This window comes from Aerophototrophica crusticola (genome assembly GCF_012913305.1).
In the GTDB taxonomy this organism is placed as follows: Bacteria; Pseudomonadota; Alphaproteobacteria; order Azospirillales; family Azospirillaceae; genus Niveispirillum; species Niveispirillum crusticola.
On the sequence record NZ_CP051775.1, the window covers coordinates 766,052 to 781,702 of the forward strand.

Genomic DNA, 15,651 nt, shown 5'->3' on the forward strand with positions numbered 1-15,651 from the left:
GGTGTTCCGCGAACCCACCCCGGCCAATGATGCCATCAAGGATTCTGCCGAGACCAAGCGGCGGGACCTGCGGCCGCTGCGCCAACTGTTGCCCTACCTGAAGCCCTATTGGCGGCAGATCGCGCTGGCCAGCATCGCGCTGCTGTTCGCCGCCGGCACGGTGTTGGGGCTGGGGCAGGGGCTGAGGGCCCTGGTGGACGAAGGCTTCGCCGCGGGCAACGCCGCCCTGCTGGACCAGGCCCTGCTGGTGATGCTGGGGGTGGTGGGCCTGCTGGCAGTCAGCACCTACACCCGTTTCTATATGGTGTCCTGGGTCGGGGAACGGGTGGTGGCGGACCTGCGCAAGCGGGTCTTCGACCACATCGTCGGCCTGTCCCCCGGCTTCTTCGAGACGACGAAGACCGGGGAGATCCTGTCCCGCCTGACCACCGACACCACCCTGCTGCAGGGGGTGGTGGGCTCCAGCGTCTCCATCGCGCTGCGCAACACCCTGACCCTGATCGGCGGCCTGGTCATGCTGATGCTGACCAGCGCCAAGCTGACCGGCCTGGTGCTGCTGGTGGTGCCGCTGGTGGTGGTGCCCATCATCATCTTCGGCCGCAAGCTCCGCGTCCTGTCCCGGGCCAGCCAGGACCGGGTGGCCGACGTGGGCAGCACGGTGGACGAGGTGCTGACCGGCATCCGCACCGTCCAGGCCTATGTGCGCGAAGACATGGAGCGCCGCCGCTTCGCCGGCACGGTGGAAGGGGCGGTGGACACCGCGGTGAAGCGCATCCGTGTCCGCGCCTTCATGACCATGCTGGTGATCACGCTGGTCTTCGGCGCCATCGGCGTGATCCTGTGGGTGGGCGGGCATGACGTGCTGGCCGGCCGGATCAGCGCGGGTGAGCTGAGCGCCTTCGTCTTCTACGCTATCGTCGTGGCCGGCGCCGTCGGGGCGCTTTCAGAGATCATGGGGGAACTGGCCCGCGCCGCCGGCGCCACGGAACGGCTGTTCGACCTGCTTTCCATCCAGGCGGACATCCAGGCCCCCGCCGACCCGCTGCCCCTGCCCGTGCCCCCCCAGGGGGCCGTCAGCTTCGAGCGGGTTAGCTTCCACTACCCGTCCCGGCCGGACTGGGCCGCGCTGGAGGATTTCACCCTCGACGTGAAGCCGGGGGAGACAGTGGCCCTGGTCGGCCCCAGCGGTGCCGGCAAGAGCACGGTGTTCCAGCTCCTGCTCCGCTTCTACGACCCGCAGGCCGGGCTGGTGCGGCTGGACGGGGTGGACGTGCGCCGGGCCGACCCGCGCGATGTCCGCGCCCGGCTGGGCCTGGTGCCCCAAGACCCGGTGATCTTCTCCGCGGACGCCATGGAGAACATCCGGTACGGCCGCCCCGATGCCACCGACGCGGAGGTGCGGGAGGCCGCCCGCGCCGCCCACGCCCTGGACTTCCTGGAGGCCCTGCCGGAGGGGCTGCATACCTTCCTGGGCGAGAAGGGTGTCCGCCTGTCCGGCGGCCAGCGCCAGCGCGTGGCCATCGCCCGCGCCATCCTGCGCAACCCACCGGTCCTGCTGCTGGACGAGGCCACCAGCGCCCTGGACGCAGAGAGCGAGCGGCTGGTCCAGCAGGCGCTGGAAGAGCTGATGCGCGACCGCACCACCCTGATCATCGCCCACCGCCTGGCCACCGTCGTCAACGCCGACCGCATCGTGGTGATGGAGCAGGGCAGGGTGGTGGCCTCCGGCACCCATGCGGAGCTGGTGCGGCAGGAGGGGCTCTATGCCCGGCTGGCGGCCTTGCAGTTCGACCGCAGCGCTGCCGAGTGAAAAGGTCGCGACCGGCAATCCTTCCCGAAAATAGGTAACACTTTAGATAATTGCACTGTATCGTATGTGCAGGTCCTCCCGACTACCCGGAGCCTGCGGATGAGCCGCCTGTCCATACGCCTGCAAATCCTGTTGTCCGTCCTGGCCGTGTTCCTTCTGGGCATCGCGGCCCTGGTCGGCTACGCCACCGTCGCCCAGATGGCGGACGCCCGTCGGGCGGCCGAGGTGCTGATGGAACAGGAGGCCCGCGCCTCCTCCCAGGTGGTGCATGACACGGTGGGCCGGGCCCTGGTGACCGCCCGCACCCTGGGCGGGAGCATGTCCAACATGCTGAAGTCCGGGCAGGGCAAGCGCGACGCGATGGTGGATGTCGCCCGGGCCGGCCTGGTCACGGACGCCCGCTTCTTCGGTGCCGCCATCGGGTTCGAGCCCAACTGGCCGGAAGGGGACGACACGCCCTTCGTCGGCCATCCGGCCAGCGACGCCAAGGGCCGGTTCGCCCCCTATTATTTCCGCAAGGCCGACGGGATCGGCTACGAACCCCTGGACATGTCCGACCCCAAGGCCACCAACGAGTGGTACCAGCGGGTCCTTTCCGAAAAGCGGCTGGTGGTGACCCCGCCCTACCTCTACGCCGTGGAGGGCAAGGAGGTTCTGATGACCACCGCCTCCGCCCCCGTTCTGGACAAGGACGGGGTGGCCCGCGGCGTCGTCACCATCGACGTGACCATGCAGACGGTGGGGGAGGTGCTGTCCCGCATCAAGCCGTTCGGCGCCGGCTATGCCGTGCTGCTCAGCGCCGACGGCCAGTGGGTGGCCCACCCGGACGGCGCCCAGGTGGGCAAGCCGGTACAGGAACAGATCTTCAAGGACGCCCTCGCCACCGCATCGGGTGGGGAGACCATGCGCCGCATGGTCACGGACCCGCGGGGCGGCGGCGACTCGCTGCTGGTCATGGTGCCGGTGCGCTTCCCCGGCATCGCCACCACCTGGGCCTTCGGGCTGGTGGTGCCGGAGGACGCCATGCTGGCGGAGGCCATCGCCACCCGCAACGGGCTGATGCTGGTGGGGCTGCTGACCCTGCTGGCGGGTGCCGGCGTGCTGCTCTGGGTGGCGAACAACCTCAGCGGCCCGATCCTGGCCATGACCGGGGCCATGCAGCGGCTGGCGGGGGGTGACCTGACGGTGGCGGTCCCGGCCTTGGACCGGCAGGATGAGATCGGCCGCATGGCCGCCACGGTGGAGAAATTCAAGGAAGAGGCCCAGGGCAAGCGCCGCATGGAGGCGGAGCAGGCCGAATCCCAGGCGCGGGCCGAGCGGGAGAAGGTGGAGGCCCGGAAGGCCATCGCTGCCTCTTTCGACGCGGAGGTGGGCTGCGTCATCACCGGGGTCGCCGAGACCGCGGAGGTGATGGCCGGGGCCGCCAACGACCTGGCCGACCGGGCCGGCCACAACGCCAGCCTCAGCACCGCCTCCGCCCACGCGGCGGACTTGGTCAGCAACAACGTGCAGACCGTGGCCGCGGCGGTGGAGGAACTGGCCGCCAGCATCCGGGAGATCAGCACCCAGGCCCAGAACTCCAGCCATGTGGCGGATGAGGCGGCGAACCGGGCGGCGGAAACCGTGCAGAAGGTCTCCGGCCTGGTGGAGGCGGCCCAGCGTATCGGCGACGTGGTCACCCTGATCAGCGACATCGCCGCCCAGACCAACCTGCTGGCCCTGAACGCCACCATCGAGGCGGCGAGGGCGGGGGAGGCCGGCAAGGGCTTCGCCGTCGTCGCCAACGAGGTGAAGAGCCTGGCCAACCAGACCGCCCGCGCCACGGGGGAGATTTCCGCCCAGGTCCAGGCCATCCAGGCTTCGACCGGGGAGGCGGCGCAGGAGATCAACGGCATCGCCCGGGTGATCCAGAACGTCAGCCAGATCAGCTCCAGCATCGCCGCCGCGGTGGAGGAGCAGAACGCCGCCACCGGAGAGATCAGCCGCGCCGTGGCCGAGGCCGCCAGCGGCACCGCCGAACTGCAGCACAATGTCCGCACCGTGGCCGACACTGCCCAGGCGGGCGGGGAATCCGCCGGCGGCCTGCTGGAACGCATCGCCGCCCTGGAGAAGCGCCTGGACGATTTGCGCGGCCAGGTCCATCGCTTCGTGGCGGCGCTGAACGCGGGGTGAGGGAGCCGAGCGCAGCGAGGCGGGTGAGAGCGGTGGGAGCAGCAAGAATCCCGCCCTCTCCCTGGGGAGAGAGGGAAACTAATGCGCCCCGCCCTCCAGGTACGCCGCCCGGACTTCCGGGTTGGCCAGCAGCTCCTTGCCGCCGCCCTGCATCACCACCAGCCCCTGTTGCAGCACATAGGCCCGGTGGGCCAGCTTCAGGGCGTGGTAGGCGTTCTGTTCCACCAGCAGGATGGTCATGCCGCGGGTGCGGTTCAGGTCGGCGATGACGTCGAAGATGCGGCGGATGATCAGGGGCGCGAGGCCCAGGGAAGGCTCATCCAGCAGCAGCAGCCGCGGGCGGCCCATCAAGGCGCGGCTGATGGCCAGCATCTGCTGCTCCCCGCCCGACAGGGTGCCGGCGCGCTGGTCGCGGCGCTGTTTCAGGATGGGGAACAGGTCCAGGCAATAGGCGAGGTCCGTCTCGAAGTGCTGCGGGTCCGCCAGGGTGGCGCCCAGTTGCAGGTTCTCGAACACGGTCATGCGCGGGAAGATGCGCCGCCCCTCCGGCACCTGGGCGATGCCCAGCTTCGCCGTCTCATGCGGGGGCAGGTCGTTGATCACCCGCCCCTCATAGGTGATGGTCCCGGCGGACGGGCGGGGCTGGCCGCAGATGGTCATCAGCAGGGTGGACTTGCCGGCGCCATTGGCCCCGATCAGGGTGACGATCTCCCCTTGGTTCACCTCCACATCCACGCCGCGCAGGGCCTCGATGGGGCCATAGTTGGTGCGCACGCCCTTCAGGGTCAGCAGGCTCATGGCCGGGCCTCCCCGATGTTGAGGTCCTGGGCCACCTCGGCCGGCATCTCTTCCTCCTCCGGCTCGCCCAGATAGGCCTTGATCACCCGCTCGTCGTTGCGGACCTGGTCGGGGGTGCCCTCGGCGATCTTGCGGCCATACTCCACCACATGGACCTGGTCGGAGATGCGCATGACAAGGCTCATGTCGTGCTCGATCAGCAGGATGCCGATGCCGAACTGCTCCCGGATGGACAGCAGCAGCTCACCCAGCGCCGCCGTCTCCCGCGGGTTCAGGCCGGCGGCGGGCTCGTCCAGGCACAGCAGCAGGGGGTCGGTGGCCATGGCGCGGGCGATCTCCACCCGGCGCTGCATGCCATAGGACAGGTTGCCCGCCTCCTCGTCCGCCACGCGGGTCAGCTCCAGCCGGTCCAGCCACAGCCGGGCCTTGTCGATGGCGCCCTTCTCGGCACTGCGCCAGCCGGACAGGCCCAACAGCCCGGCGATGGAAAAGCCTGACTTGGCCATCAGCCCCACATGCTGGGCCACCATCAGGTTCTCCAGCACGGTCATGCGGGGGAACAGGCGGATGTTCTGGAAGGTGCGAACCACCCCGTGGCGGGCCACCTGGAAGCCGGGCAGGCGCTGCAACTCCACCTCGCCCCGGCTGGGGTGGCGCAGCAGCAGGCGGCCCGACGTGGGCTTGTAGAAGCCGGTCAGGCAGTTGAAGATGGTGGTCTTGCCGGCGCCGTTGGGGCCGATCAGGGCGGTGATGTCGCCGGTGCGGGCGGTCAGCCCCACCCCGTCCACCGCCACCAGCCCGCCGAAGCGCATGGTCAGGCCGGAAACCTCCAGCAGGGGCAGCGCGCTGTTCATGGCCCGGCCCCCTTCAGGCTGGAAAGTTTCAGGGTCGGCTCCCGGTTGCTCAGCAGGCCGCCGGGCCGCCAGACCATGATCAGGATCATGGCCGCGCCGAACAGCAGCATGCGGTAGTCCGCGAACTCCCGCGCGAACTCCGGCAGCAGCACGATGAACAGGCTGGCGATCACCACGCCCACCTGGCTGCCCATGCCGCCCAGCACCACGATGGCCAGGATCAAGGCAGACTCGATGAAGCCGAAGCTCTCCGGGCTGACGAAGCCCTGGCGGGCGGCGAAGAAGCAGCCGGCGAACCCGCCCAGCAGCGCGCCGGTGGCATAGGCGCTGACCTTGCTGGCGGTCGGGTTGATGCCCAGGGAGCGGCAGGCGATCTCATCCTCCCGCAGCGCCTCCCACGACCGGCCGATGGGCAGGCGGCGCAGCTTCCACACCACCCAGCTCGCCAGCAGGACGAGACCCAGGATGATGAAGTACAGGAACATCAGCCGGTGCTCGCTGCTGAACTCGATCCCCGTCACCTCATGGAAGCTGGACAGCCCCTCCGGCGGGCGGCGGTCGAAGCTCATGCCGAACAGGGTGGGGCGGGGGATGCCGGACACGCCGTTGGGGCCGCCGGTCAGGCTCTGCCAGTTCAGCAGGACGATGCGGGTGATCTCGCCGAAGCCCAACGTCACGATGGCTAGGTAATCGCCGCGCAGCCGCAGGATGGGCAGGCTCAGCAGCACGCCGAAGGCCGCGGCCACCAGCCCCGACAGGGGCAGGCAGATCCAGAAGCCCAGGCCGAACACCGTGCTCATCAGGGCGAAGGTATAGGCGCCGATGGCGTAGAAGGCCACGAAGCCCAAATCCAGCAGCCCCGCCAGCCCCACCGTCACGTTCAGCCCCATGGCGAGCATGATGTAGATGAGCACCGTCATGCCGAGGTCCAGCACGTACCGGTCGCTGTAGGGCATGAAGGGCAGGGTGACGGCGAACAGCAGGGCCAGCACGATGAACGCCCGGCCCAGCGTGTGGCCCATGGCGATGGAGACCAGCGGCTTCTTGCCGGCGTTGCGCATGCGGCGCCGGGCCAGGGCGTCGCCCGCCAGACTGAACAGCAGCCGCCCGACGAAGACGATGGCCACCACATAGCCGACCCAGTGCCAGCGGCTCAGCACCGCCAAACCCTGGCCCTGGTCGCTGTTGGCCGTGTACAGGCCGATGAAGGGGATGGACAGCACCAGCGCCAGCAGGGCCGCGACGGCGGCGTCCTTCAGCAGGGCGGGGGCGCGGTGGGTGAGGGTTTGTGTCGTCATGGGCCGGCCCTCACACCTTCTCGATGTCCGGCCGGCCCAGCAGGCCCGTGGGCCGCAGCACCAGCACCAGGATCAGGATGGAGAAGGCGGCCACGTCCTTGTAGGCGCCGCTGACATAGCCGGTGAAGAACGCCTCGATCAGTCCGATCAGCAGGCCGCCAAGCATGGCGCCCGGCAGGCTGCCGATGCCGCCCAGCACCGCGGCGGTGAAGGCCTTCATCCCCGCCAGGAAGCCGATATAGAAGTCGATCACCCCGTAATACATGGTCACCAGCACCCCGGCCACGGCCGCCAGGCTCGCCCCCATGACGAAGGTCATGCTGATGGTGCGGTCCACGTTGATGCCCAGCAGGCCTGCCATGGTCCGGTCCTGCTCGCACGCCCGCTGGGCGCGGCCCAGGGCGGTGCGGGTGATCAGCAGGGTGAAGCCCGTCATCAGCGCGACGGTCAGCAGGATGATGAACAGCTGGATGTAGGTGATGCCGAGGGAGAAGCCCTCCCCTGCCACAGGGTGATGCCGCCGGTCAGCACGGGCGGCAGCGGCTTGGGCCGCGCGCCCTGCGTCAGCATCACGTAGTTCTGCAGCAGGATGGACATGCCGATAGCGCTGATCAGCGGCGCCAGCTTCGGCGCCCCGCGCAGGGGCGGTAGGCGATGCGTTCCACCGTCCAGCCATAGGCGGCGGTGAACAGGATGGCCACCAGCAACACGATCACCAGGGCCAGCGGCACCGCCGTGATGCCCAGCACCGCCAGCAGCGTGAACGCCGTCACGGCCACGAAGGCGCCGACCATGTAGATCTCGCCATGGGCGAAGTTGATCATGCGGATGATGCCATAGACCATCGTGTAGCCGATGGCGATCAACCCATAGATGGCCCCCAGCGTGAGGCCGTTGATCAGGTGCTGGAGGAATGTCCCCAGCGCGACCGCTCCGTCCATGCTCCCCCGCCCCGTTCCCCGCCTCGGCCGGCCCGTTTGCCGGTGCGCTGTTCAGCCGAAACGCGGGGGCACCCTAAACGACCGCTGGGGTGCCATCAAGGGTGCCCCTCTGCCACCGATGGGCTTGCCGAGCCCCTGCGCCATGTCCAGGATATACGCCGGATATACGTGACGGAGGTCGCCATGCAGGTGCAGGTCGCCCGTTGGGGCAACAGCCTTGGCGTCCGGGTGCCGCGGGACATCGCCAGCGCCGTGGGACTGGCGGAAGGCAGTCGGGTAGACATGGTGGTGGAGGACGGTCGGATCGTCATCTCCACGCCCAAGCCCCGCTATGCCTTGGCCGACCTCCTGGCCGGCATGACGCCGGAGGCAATGGGCGACGCCTTCGACTGGGGCGACGACCAGGGCCGGGAGTCTGTGGAGTGAGCGAGTTCCGGCCCGAGGCGGGTGATCTGGTCTGGACCGACTTCGACCCCCGCCCGGGGCGGGAACAAGGAGGGCGCCGCCCGGCCCTTGTCATCTCTCCCGCGGCGTTCTGGGATGCCAGCCGCTTCGCCATCGTCTGCCCCATCACGTCCCGCATCCGCCCCTTCGGCTCCAGCGTCGTCCTGCCGGAGGGGCTGCCGATCCAGGGGGAAATCCTGACCAGCCATGTCCGCAGCATCGACACACTGGCCCGCCCCGTCCGCCCGGTGGGCGCCGCGGTGCCGGTGGATGTTCTGCGGGAGGTCAGGGGCAAGCTGGCGGTGCTGGCCGGGATCGAGTGAGGGGCCCGGCAAGCGGCCCTCAGCGCCCCAGCGCCTCCAGCAGCTCCCCATGGAACCGGTCCGGCGCCTCCACCTGGGGGAGTGGCCCAAGTCGGGGAAGGGGACCAGGGTGGCGTTCGGGATGCGCCCCGCCGCGCGGCGGCCCAGTTCCGGATAGTCGCCCAGCCTGGCCTGCACCTCTTTCGCCGCGCGGTTGGCGCCGGGGGCGGTGCGGTCCTTGCCGCCGATGAACAGGGTGGTGGGCGGCTTCAGCCGGCCCAACTCATGCACCACCGGCTGGGTGAAGATCATCTCCGACGTCTGCGCCTGGTTCCAGGCCACCGCCTGCTTGCCCGGCCCGGCATAGAGGCCGGCGGCCATGGTGACCCAGCGGTCGTACTCGGGCTTCCATTGGCCATCATAGTAGAAGCGGCTCTGGTAGGCCTTGATGCTGGCCGCGTCGGTCTTCAGCTCCTGCTGGTAAAGCTGGTCGAGGGTGGCGTAGGGCACGCCCTCGGCCTGCCAGTCCTCCAACCCGATGGGGTTGACCAGCAGCAACCGCTCCACCGCGTCCGGGTATTGCAGGGCATAGCGCATGGCCAGCATGCCGCCCATGGAATGGCCCATCACCAGGGTCCGCTCCAACCCCAGGCTGGCCAGCAGCGCCCGCGTGTTGGCGGCGAGCTGGGCCAGGCTGAACTGGTAGCCCTTCGGCTTGGCAGAGGTGCAGAAACCCACCTGGTCCGGCGCCACCACCCGGTAGCCGGCCCGGGACAGCACGGCGATGGTCGCCTCCCAGGTGGCGGCGCAGAAGTTCTTGCCGTGCAGCAGCACGATGGTCCGGCCGTTGGGCGTGCCGGTCGGCGCCACGTCCATATAGCCCATGGAAAGGCCCTGCCCCTGGCTGTCCAGGGCGAAGCGCTTCAGCGGGTGGGGATACTCGAACCCTTCCAGTTGGGGCCCATAGGCGGGCTGTTGCGCCACGGACGGCAGGGCGCCAAGCCCCACCATCGCGGCCAGCGCCAGGGCGGCCGGCGTCATCCCTCTCATCCTGTCACCTCCTTCAGGCCAGCAGGTCGCGGTGCTCCTTGTGCCGCCGCATCCAGGCGTACGCGTACCCGCACAGCGGCCGGATGCGCAGGCCTTCCCGCCGGGCCGCCTGCGCCACCCCCTCCATCAGCTTGCCGGCCAGGCCGGTGCCGCGGAGGGCCGGCGGCGCCTCCACATGGGTGATCTCCACCAGCCCGGGGCCGCGGCGGTAGTCGGCGAAGACGGTGCCGCCGTCCACCTGGAGCTCGAAGCGGCTACGGGGTTTGTTGTCGGCGAAATGGATGGCAGCCTCCCTTGTCGGTTCCATCAACCCTGGAAACGCCCCATGGTCACGTTCATCCTGTCGGCAGGGCCCTTGCCTTGTCCACCAAGGTCGTCCCACCTATAGTACGAGCATGCTTGTCGGCTTCGATCCGGCGAAGTGCCAGAAGAACGAGCAGGAACGCGGATTCGGGTTCCTGGTCGCGGCGGGCATTTTCGACGGGGATACCGTCGAGGTCGTCGACCGGCGGCGGGATTACGGCGAGGAGCGGATCATCGCCCTTGGGCGGACGGGCAGCCTGACCCTTGTCGTCGTTTATACGTGGCGGCAGGATTTGGCCGGCGAAGCCGTCCGCTGGATGATCTCGGCAAGGCCGGCAAAGCGGAAGGAGCGGGAGATCCATGCGGCTTTTTTCCCGTGAAGAGGTCCGGCAAGCGCGGCCGGCCGACCCAGCCAAGGCGTCCGGCTTCACGGACGATGACATCGACCGCATGATCGCCGATGACCCGGACGAGGCGCCGGACCTTTCCACGCTGGATGCGGCTGGGTTCGTCGGCATGTCCCCGTTGCCCGATGTGGAAGCGTTGCGCGACCGCCTTGGCTTGACCCAGGAGGAGTTTGCCCGGCAGTTCGGGTTGAATGTCCACCTCCTCCGTGACTGGGAACAGCACAGGGCGGAGCCGGATACTGCCGCGGCCACGTTGCTCAAGGTCATCGCGGAGGACCCCGACCTGGTGCGCCGTGCTGTCGGCGGCCGGCGCTGAACGCCTGCACATCCCGCCGGTTGCCCATGCGGCCTAGGCGGATCAAGGCATTTGCAGGCCGCTGGCGTTGCTGGTAGGGTCCGCGCCGCTTTTGAAATCTCTGTCGAGACGAGTGCCATGAAGGTCAACGCGAACACCATGCGCAAGGGCCACATCCTTGAGCATAACGGCAAGCTCTATGTCATCACTGGCACGCAGATCGTGCAGCCTGGCAAGGGCGGTGCCTTCATCCAGCTTGAGATGAAGGACGTGAAGACCGGCAACAAGAACATCGAGCGCTTCCGCACCCAGGAAACGGTGGAGCGCGCCCGCCTGGACGACCAGGAGATGACCTTCCTGTTCGCCGAGGGCGACCAGTACACCTTCATGGACAAGGAGACCTTCGAGCAGGTCACCATCCCGGGTGAGCTGATCGGCGACGGCAAGATCTTCCTCCAGGAGAACATGGAGGTGAAGGTCCAGTCGTTCGAGGGCACGCCCCTGACGGTGGAGCTGCCGCAGACCACCACCCTGATGATCACCGAGGCCGACCCCGTCGTGAAGGGGCAGACCGCTTCCTCTTCCTACAAGCCCGCGGTGCTGGAGAACGGCGCCCGCGTGCTGGTGCCGCCCCACATCGAGTCCGGCACCCGCATCGTCGTGAACATCGAGACGGGCGAGTACCTGGAGCGCGCCAAGGACTGAGGTCCCGCGCCGTCTCCGTCTACCGGTTACATGGGCGCCCGCGTGTGATGCGCGGGCGCCGTCTTTTCGGGGCAGGGTCATCCGCCCGCCGTCCCGGTTCTTGCACATCGTCGATCCCTTGAAGGTGGAGTGATCCCCATGGCTGCCCGTTCGGCACTGCTCAACGTCATGGCCCGTGCGGCGGAGAAGGCCGGCAAGGCCATCCTGCGCGACTTCGGCGAGGTGGAGCAGCTCCAAGTCTCCCGCAAGGGCCCGGCGGACTTCGTCTCCACCGCCGACCAGAAGGCGGAGCGCATCCTGCGCGAGGAACTCCAGAAGGTGCGGCCGGACTTCGGCCTGCTGATGGAGGAGACGGGGGAGGTCGTCGGCAAGGACACGGCCAACCGCTTCATCGTCGACCCCCTGGACGGCACCACCAACTTCCTGCACGGCCTGCCCCACTGGGCCATCTCCGTCGCCCTGGAGCGGGAGGGGGAGATCGTGGCCGGCGTCATCTACCAGCCGGTGTATGACGAGATGTTCGTGGCGGAGAAGGGGGCCGGTGCCTTCCTGAACAACCGCCGTCTGCGCGTCTCCGGCCGTCGCGACCTGGCCGACTCGCTGATCGCCACCGGCATCCCCTTCAAGGGCCACGGCAACGGGCCGGAGTTCATCGCCCAGCTTGAGGCGATCATGGGCCAGGTGTCGGGTATCCGCCGCTTCGGCTCGGCGGCCCTGGACCTTGCCTTCGTGGCGGCGGGCCGCTTCGACGGCTTCTGGGAGACGAACCTGAAGCCCTGGGACGTGGCGGCCGGCGTGATCCTGGTCAGCGAGGCCGGCGGTTATGTCAGCGAGATCGGCCCCGGCAAGAACCCGGCCGGCGGCGCCAGCATCCTGGCGGCCAACCCCTACCTGCACCCCTCCCTGGCCCTGTTGCTGCGCAATGCCGGCAAGCCCAAGGCCGCCAAGCCGGCCGCTGCCCCCGTGCCGAAGGCGGGGTGAGCGGGGCGCCCCGGGGCGATAACCATTTCCCCGGGGTTCCATCCGTCATCCCGCTCCGATAAGGTCGCGTCCGCGAACCATCGGGGCCCGACATGACAGGGCCACAATTCAGGGGCCTGATCGGGACCGTGCAGACGAAGACGACCTCCCATCGCCACGCCCTGGCCGCCGCCCTGCTGCTGGCGGCCGGGCTCGCCGCGCCCGCCGCACAGGGACAGACTCCCCCGGCGCAGGCCACCCAGGCTCCCCAGCCGGAAAGCCGCACCCCGGAGCGCCCGGCCGAGGTGCTGCCGAACGGGCAGGCGCTGCCCCGGCCGGCGCCGCGCGTCCCCCGCGGCCAGCCCCTGCCGACCCCTGCCAAGCCCGACATCGCCGTCACCATCCCGGCCCCGCCCGACCTGTCCGCCTTCCCGCCGCCCGCCATGGCGGAGCTGCCGCCGCGGGTGGATGCGAAGCCGCCGCAGGGGGAGATGCCGGCCCAGTTCACCGGCGTCAGCCAACTCAGCCTGCCCTTCGCCCCCAACGCGGAGGCGCCGGCCCAGGACGCCAAGGCCTTGCTGGACGGCATCGCCGCCCGCCTCGCCGCCCGCCCGGCAGAACGGTTGGAACTGCGCGCCTACGCCTCGGCCTTCCCGGAGAAGGAGACGGCGGCTCGCCGCCTTGCCCTGCTACGCGCCCGGGCGGTGCGGGAACAGTTGATCGCCCGGGGCATCGACCGGGAACGGCTGGTGGTCTTCGCCCGCGACGTGGGCACCCCGCCCGGTGCCGTCGCCCCCGCCAATGCCGACCGCGTGGACCTGGTGTTCCGCCCATGACCCCGCCGCCCGCCGCCCCGCAGACGCCCTCCTTCACCGCCGCCCGCCGCGGGCAGGAAGCGCCGCAGCCCTTGCCGCCCCTGTCGCGGCCCGGCCGGTTCCTGACCCGGATGGTGGGGTTCCTGGCCATCGTCCTGGCAGTGGCGGCCGTGCTGTTCCCGGCCATCCAGTCTGCCTTCCTGGCCAATCCCGGCCTGAACGGGCTGATCCTGTTCACCCTGGTGCTGGGCGTCATCTTCATCTTCCGCCAGGTGCTGACCCTGCGGCCGGAGATCGACTGGCTGGAAGCCTTCCGCGCCGGCCATGCCCCGACGACCGCCCCCCGACTGCTGGCGCCCATGGCGCGCATGCTGGGGGAAAGGCAGGGCCGCTTCACCCTGTCGGCCATCGCCACCCGCTCCATCCTCGACGGCGTCGGCGCCCGGCTGGATGAGGGCAAGGAGATCAGCCGCTACCTGATCGGCCTGCTGATCTTCCTCGGCCTGCTCGGCACCTTCTGGGGCCTGCTGGGCACGGTGTCCTCCATCGGCGGGGTCATCGGCTCCCTCAGCTTCGCCGACGCCGACGTGGGTCGGGTGTTCAGCAACCTGCAACAGGGCTTGGCGGCTCCCCTGGCAGGCATGGGCACGGCCTTCAGCTCGTCCCTCTTCGGCCTCGCCGGCTCCCTGGTCCTGGGCTTCCTGGAACTCCAGGCGGGGCAGGCGCAGAACCGCTTCTACATGGACCTTGAGGACTGGCTGGCCGGCGCCACCCGCCTGTCCAGCGGCGCCATCGCCGAGACGGGGGAGGGCGGCTCCGTCCCCGCCTACCTCCAGGCCCTGCTGGAGCAGACCGCGGAGAACATCGAGCGGCTGCAATACACGATGGCCTCGGCGGAAGATGGCCGCCGCACCCAGAACGCCCAGCTGGGCCAGTTGACGGAGCGCATCGCCGCCTTGACCGACCAGATGCGGATGGAGCAGCAGCTCATGGTCCGGCTGGCGGAGAGCAACCTGGAAATGCGGCCCGTGCTCCAGAAGCTGGCGGACGCCATGCATGGCGGCGTGAACATGGGCCTGGACGAGGCCACCCGCACCCACATCCGCAACCTGGAACTCTACACCGCCCGCCTGCTGGAGGAGACGAGCCAGGGTCGGCTCCAGTCCACCCAGGAAATCCGCAACGAAATCAAGATCCTGGCCCGCACCATCGCGGCCTTGGGGAGGGGCAGTGATGCGTGGGCATCGCCGCCGCACCTCCCTTGTCTCCCCCGCGAAGGCGGGGGCCCACAGTTCTTTTGCAATGGGTCACGCGTGTAAGGGGTCAAAAACCGTGGACCCCCGCCTTCGCGGGGGAAGCGGTTCAGGCTGGGGTGACCGGGTAGCGACCGGCAAAGGGACCTGACCCCATGTCCGCCTGGAGTAGACGCAACGGACGCAGCGGGCAGGTCGATATCTGGCCGGGCTGGGTGGACGCCCTGTCCAGCCTGGTGATGGTTGTCGTCTTCCTGCTGATGGTCTTCGTCGTCGCCCAGTTCTATCTGTCCAACGCCCTCCAGGGCCGGGACCGGGAGGTGGCGTCCCTGTCCGCCCGCATCGCCCAGTTGGCGGACCTGCTGGCGCTGGAAAAGGACAACTCCGCCAAGCTCCAGGCCGACCTCACCACCCTGACCGAGCGGCTGCGCAGCACCCTGGGCCAGAACGAGGCGCTGCAGGCCCAGCTCAACGCCCTGGGCGCGGAACGGGACGCCCTGGCGGCCAACGCCGCCCGGCTGGAGGGGGAGGCGTCGCAGCGCCAAGCCCAGCTCACCCAGGAGCTGGAGGGCGAGCGCAAGCTGAGTGCCGAGGCGCGGGCGCAGGTGGAGTTGCTGAACCAACAGGTAGCGGCCCTGCGCCAGCAGCTCCAGGAGCTGGCCGCCTTGCTGGACGCGTCGGAGAAGAAGGCGCGGGAACAGGACGTGCAGATCGCCGACCTCGGCAAACGGCTGAACGCCGCCCTGGCCGGCAAGGTATCGGAACTGGCCCGCTTCCGGTCGGAGTTCTTCGGCCGCCTGCGCGACGTGCTGGGCAACCGGGAAGACGTGCGGATCGTCGGCGACCGTTTCGTCTTCCAGTCGGAGCTGCTGTTCGAATCCGGCAGCGCCGAGCTGGGGGAGGCGGGGCGGCAGCGTTTGGCGGCCCTGGCCACGACGCTGAAGGACATCGCCGCCAAGTTGCCGCCGGACATCAACTGGATCCTGCGGGTGGACGGCCACACGGACGTGGTGCCGATCCGGAGCGGCCGCTTCCCAGCAACTGGGAACTGTCCACCGCCCGGGCCACCAGCGTGGTGAAGTTCCTGGCGGAACAGGGCATCCCGCCTGAACGCCTCGCCGCCACCGGTTTCGGGGAGTTCCAGCCGCTGGACACAGGCACCGCGCCCGACGCGCTGGCCCGCAACCGGCGGCTGGAGATCAAGGTGGACAGCCGTTAGGCGCGGGTCCGCCAGCAAAAGCCAC

General features: G+C 69.4%; 16 protein-coding genes and 2 pseudogenes. 12 read left to right on the forward strand and 6 right to left on the reverse strand.

Annotated elements, in window-relative coordinates; genetic code table 11:
- Window position 1: 1 nt before the first annotated feature.
- Both HHL28_RS03660 and HHL28_RS03665 read left to right on the forward strand, forming a co-directional pair.
- Window positions 2–1,810, forward strand: a complete 1,809-nt coding sequence (locus HHL28_RS03660; RefSeq protein WP_075770791.1) for an ABC transporter transmembrane domain-containing protein — start codon at window positions 2–4, stop codon at window positions 1,808–1,810.
- Between the two features lie 99 nt (window positions 1,811–1,909).
- On the forward strand, window positions 1,910–3,982 hold the full coding sequence (locus HHL28_RS03665; RefSeq protein ID WP_075770723.1) for a methyl-accepting chemotaxis protein: 2,073 nt from the start codon (window positions 1,910–1,912) through the stop codon (window positions 3,980–3,982).
- A 78-nt stretch (window positions 3,983–4,060) separates the two neighbouring features.
- Here the strand turns inward: HHL28_RS03665 and HHL28_RS03670 are convergent, their stop codons facing one another.
- The 4 genes and pseudogenes from HHL28_RS03670 to HHL28_RS03685 form a co-directional block, all read right to left on the reverse strand.
- Window positions 4,061–4,774: an ABC transporter ATP-binding protein gene (locus tag HHL28_RS03670; protein ID WP_075770790.1), complete on the reverse strand. Its 714-nt coding sequence runs from the start codon at window positions 4,772–4,774 to the stop codon at window positions 4,061–4,063.
- Window positions 4,775–4,776: 2 nt separating this feature from the next.
- Window positions 4,777–5,634, reverse strand: a complete 858-nt coding sequence (gene livG / locus HHL28_RS03675) for a high-affinity branched-chain amino acid ABC transporter ATP-binding protein LivG (protein WP_075770722.1) — start codon at window positions 5,632–5,634, stop codon at window positions 4,777–4,779.
- Window positions 5,631–6,932: a high-affinity branched-chain amino acid ABC transporter permease LivM gene (gene livM, locus HHL28_RS03680; protein ID WP_075770721.1), complete on the reverse strand. Its 1,302-nt coding sequence runs from the start codon at window positions 6,930–6,932 to the stop codon at window positions 5,631–5,633. The genes livG and livM overlap by 4 nt, the downstream gene beginning before the upstream one ends.
- Window positions 6,933–6,942: 10 nt before the next feature.
- A pseudogene (locus HHL28_RS03685) lies at window positions 6,943–7,873 on the reverse strand (ABC transporter permease subunit).
- A gap of 168 nt (window positions 7,874–8,041) precedes the next feature.
- On the opposite strand from HHL28_RS03685, the gene HHL28_RS03690 reads away from it, so the two are divergent.
- Both HHL28_RS03690 and HHL28_RS03695 read left to right on the forward strand, forming a co-directional pair.
- Window positions 8,042–8,299: an AbrB/MazE/SpoVT family DNA-binding domain-containing protein gene (locus tag HHL28_RS03690; protein ID WP_404326416.1), complete on the forward strand. Its 258-nt coding sequence runs from the start codon at window positions 8,042–8,044 to the stop codon at window positions 8,297–8,299.
- Window positions 8,296–8,640: a type II toxin-antitoxin system PemK/MazF family toxin gene (locus HHL28_RS03695; protein ID WP_075770719.1), complete on the forward strand. Its 345-nt coding sequence runs from the start codon at window positions 8,296–8,298 to the stop codon at window positions 8,638–8,640. The genes HHL28_RS03690 and HHL28_RS03695 overlap by 4 nt, the downstream gene beginning before the upstream one ends.
- 135 nt (window positions 8,641–8,775) lie before the next feature.
- On the opposite strand, the pseudogene HHL28_RS03700 reads toward HHL28_RS03695, so the two are convergent.
- Window positions 8,776–9,669: pseudogene (locus tag HHL28_RS03700) on the reverse strand (alpha/beta fold hydrolase); the annotation flags it as partial.
- 13 nt (window positions 9,670–9,682) lie between these two features.
- On the reverse strand, window positions 9,683–9,976 hold the full coding sequence (locus HHL28_RS03705) for a GNAT family N-acetyltransferase (RefSeq protein WP_075770717.1): 294 nt from the start codon (window positions 9,974–9,976) through the stop codon (window positions 9,683–9,685).
- A gap of 88 nt (window positions 9,977–10,064) precedes the next feature.
- Between HHL28_RS03705 and HHL28_RS03710 the strand changes: the two genes are divergently transcribed.
- From HHL28_RS03710 to HHL28_RS18245, 8 genes are all read left to right on the forward strand, one after another.
- On the forward strand, window positions 10,065–10,352 hold the full coding sequence (locus HHL28_RS03710) for a BrnT family toxin (RefSeq protein WP_075770716.1): 288 nt from the start codon (window positions 10,065–10,067) through the stop codon (window positions 10,350–10,352).
- Window positions 10,333–10,695 (forward strand): helix-turn-helix domain-containing protein, encoded by a 363-nt coding sequence (locus HHL28_RS03715; protein WP_083699029.1) that lies wholly within the window; start codon window positions 10,333–10,335, stop codon window positions 10,693–10,695. Before HHL28_RS03710 ends, HHL28_RS03715 begins: the two co-directional genes overlap by 20 nt.
- A 117-nt stretch (window positions 10,696–10,812) precedes the next feature.
- On the forward strand, window positions 10,813–11,379 hold the full coding sequence (gene efp / locus HHL28_RS03720; RefSeq protein WP_075770715.1) for an elongation factor P: 567 nt from the start codon (window positions 10,813–10,815) through the stop codon (window positions 11,377–11,379).
- 138 nt (window positions 11,380–11,517) lie between these two features.
- Window positions 11,518–12,360 carry an inositol monophosphatase family protein gene (locus tag HHL28_RS03725; protein ID WP_075770714.1) on the forward strand — a complete coding sequence of 281 codons (843 nt, stop codon included), beginning with the start codon at window positions 11,518–11,520 and terminating at the stop codon, window positions 12,358–12,360.
- A gap of 128 nt (window positions 12,361–12,488) precedes the next feature.
- Complete coding sequence (locus HHL28_RS03730) at window positions 12,489–13,175, forward strand: OmpA family protein (RefSeq protein WP_075770713.1); 687 nt, start codon at window positions 12,489–12,491, stop codon at window positions 13,173–13,175.
- A 110-nt stretch (window positions 13,176–13,285) separates the two neighbouring features.
- Entirely contained in the window at window positions 13,286–14,473 is a 1,188-nt protein-coding gene (locus HHL28_RS03735; RefSeq protein WP_404326858.1) for a flagellar motor protein MotA, read from the forward strand.
- Window positions 14,474–14,562: 89 nt separating this feature from the next.
- Complete coding sequence (locus tag HHL28_RS03740) at window positions 14,563–15,486, forward strand: peptidoglycan -binding protein (protein WP_404326420.1); 924 nt, start codon at window positions 14,563–14,565, stop codon at window positions 15,484–15,486.
- Window positions 15,480–15,626: a hypothetical protein gene (locus HHL28_RS18245; RefSeq protein ID WP_404326422.1), complete on the forward strand. Its 147-nt coding sequence runs from the start codon at window positions 15,480–15,482 to the stop codon at window positions 15,624–15,626. Before HHL28_RS03740 ends, HHL28_RS18245 begins: the two co-directional genes overlap by 7 nt.
- Window positions 15,627–15,651 lie beyond the last annotated feature (25 nt).

Bases quoted from the DNA above. Each gene is read 5' to 3' on its own strand.
- livG (WP_075770722.1), bottom strand. From the start codon at position 5,634: ATGAACAGCGCGCTGCCCCTGCTGGAGGTTTCCGGCCTGACCATGCGC.
- HHL28_RS03735 (WP_404326858.1), top strand. From the start codon at position 13,286: ATGGTGGGGTTCCTGGCCATCGTCCTGGCAGTGGCGGCCGTGCTGTTC.
- HHL28_RS03740 (WP_404326420.1), top strand. From the start codon at position 14,563: ATGTCCGCCTGGAGTAGACGCAACGGACGCAGCGGGCAGGTCGATATC.
- HHL28_RS03715 (WP_083699029.1), top strand. From the start codon at position 10,333: ATGCGGCTTTTTTCCCGTGAAGAGGTCCGGCAAGCGCGGCCGGCCGAC.
- HHL28_RS03725 (WP_075770714.1), top strand. From the start codon at position 11,518: ATGGCTGCCCGTTCGGCACTGCTCAACGTCATGGCCCGTGCGGCGGAG.
- HHL28_RS03710 (WP_075770716.1), top strand. From the start codon at position 10,065: ATGCTTGTCGGCTTCGATCCGGCGAAGTGCCAGAAGAACGAGCAGGAA.
- HHL28_RS03705 (WP_075770717.1), bottom strand. From the start codon at position 9,976: ATGGAACCGACAAGGGAGGCTGCCATCCATTTCGCCGACAACAAACCC.
- efp (WP_075770715.1), top strand. From the start codon at position 10,813: ATGAAGGTCAACGCGAACACCATGCGCAAGGGCCACATCCTTGAGCAT.
- livM (WP_075770721.1), bottom strand. From the start codon at position 6,932: ATGACGACACAAACCCTCACCCACCGCGCCCCCGCCCTGCTGAAGGAC.
- HHL28_RS03665 (WP_075770723.1), top strand. From the start codon at position 1,910: ATGAGCCGCCTGTCCATACGCCTGCAAATCCTGTTGTCCGTCCTGGCC.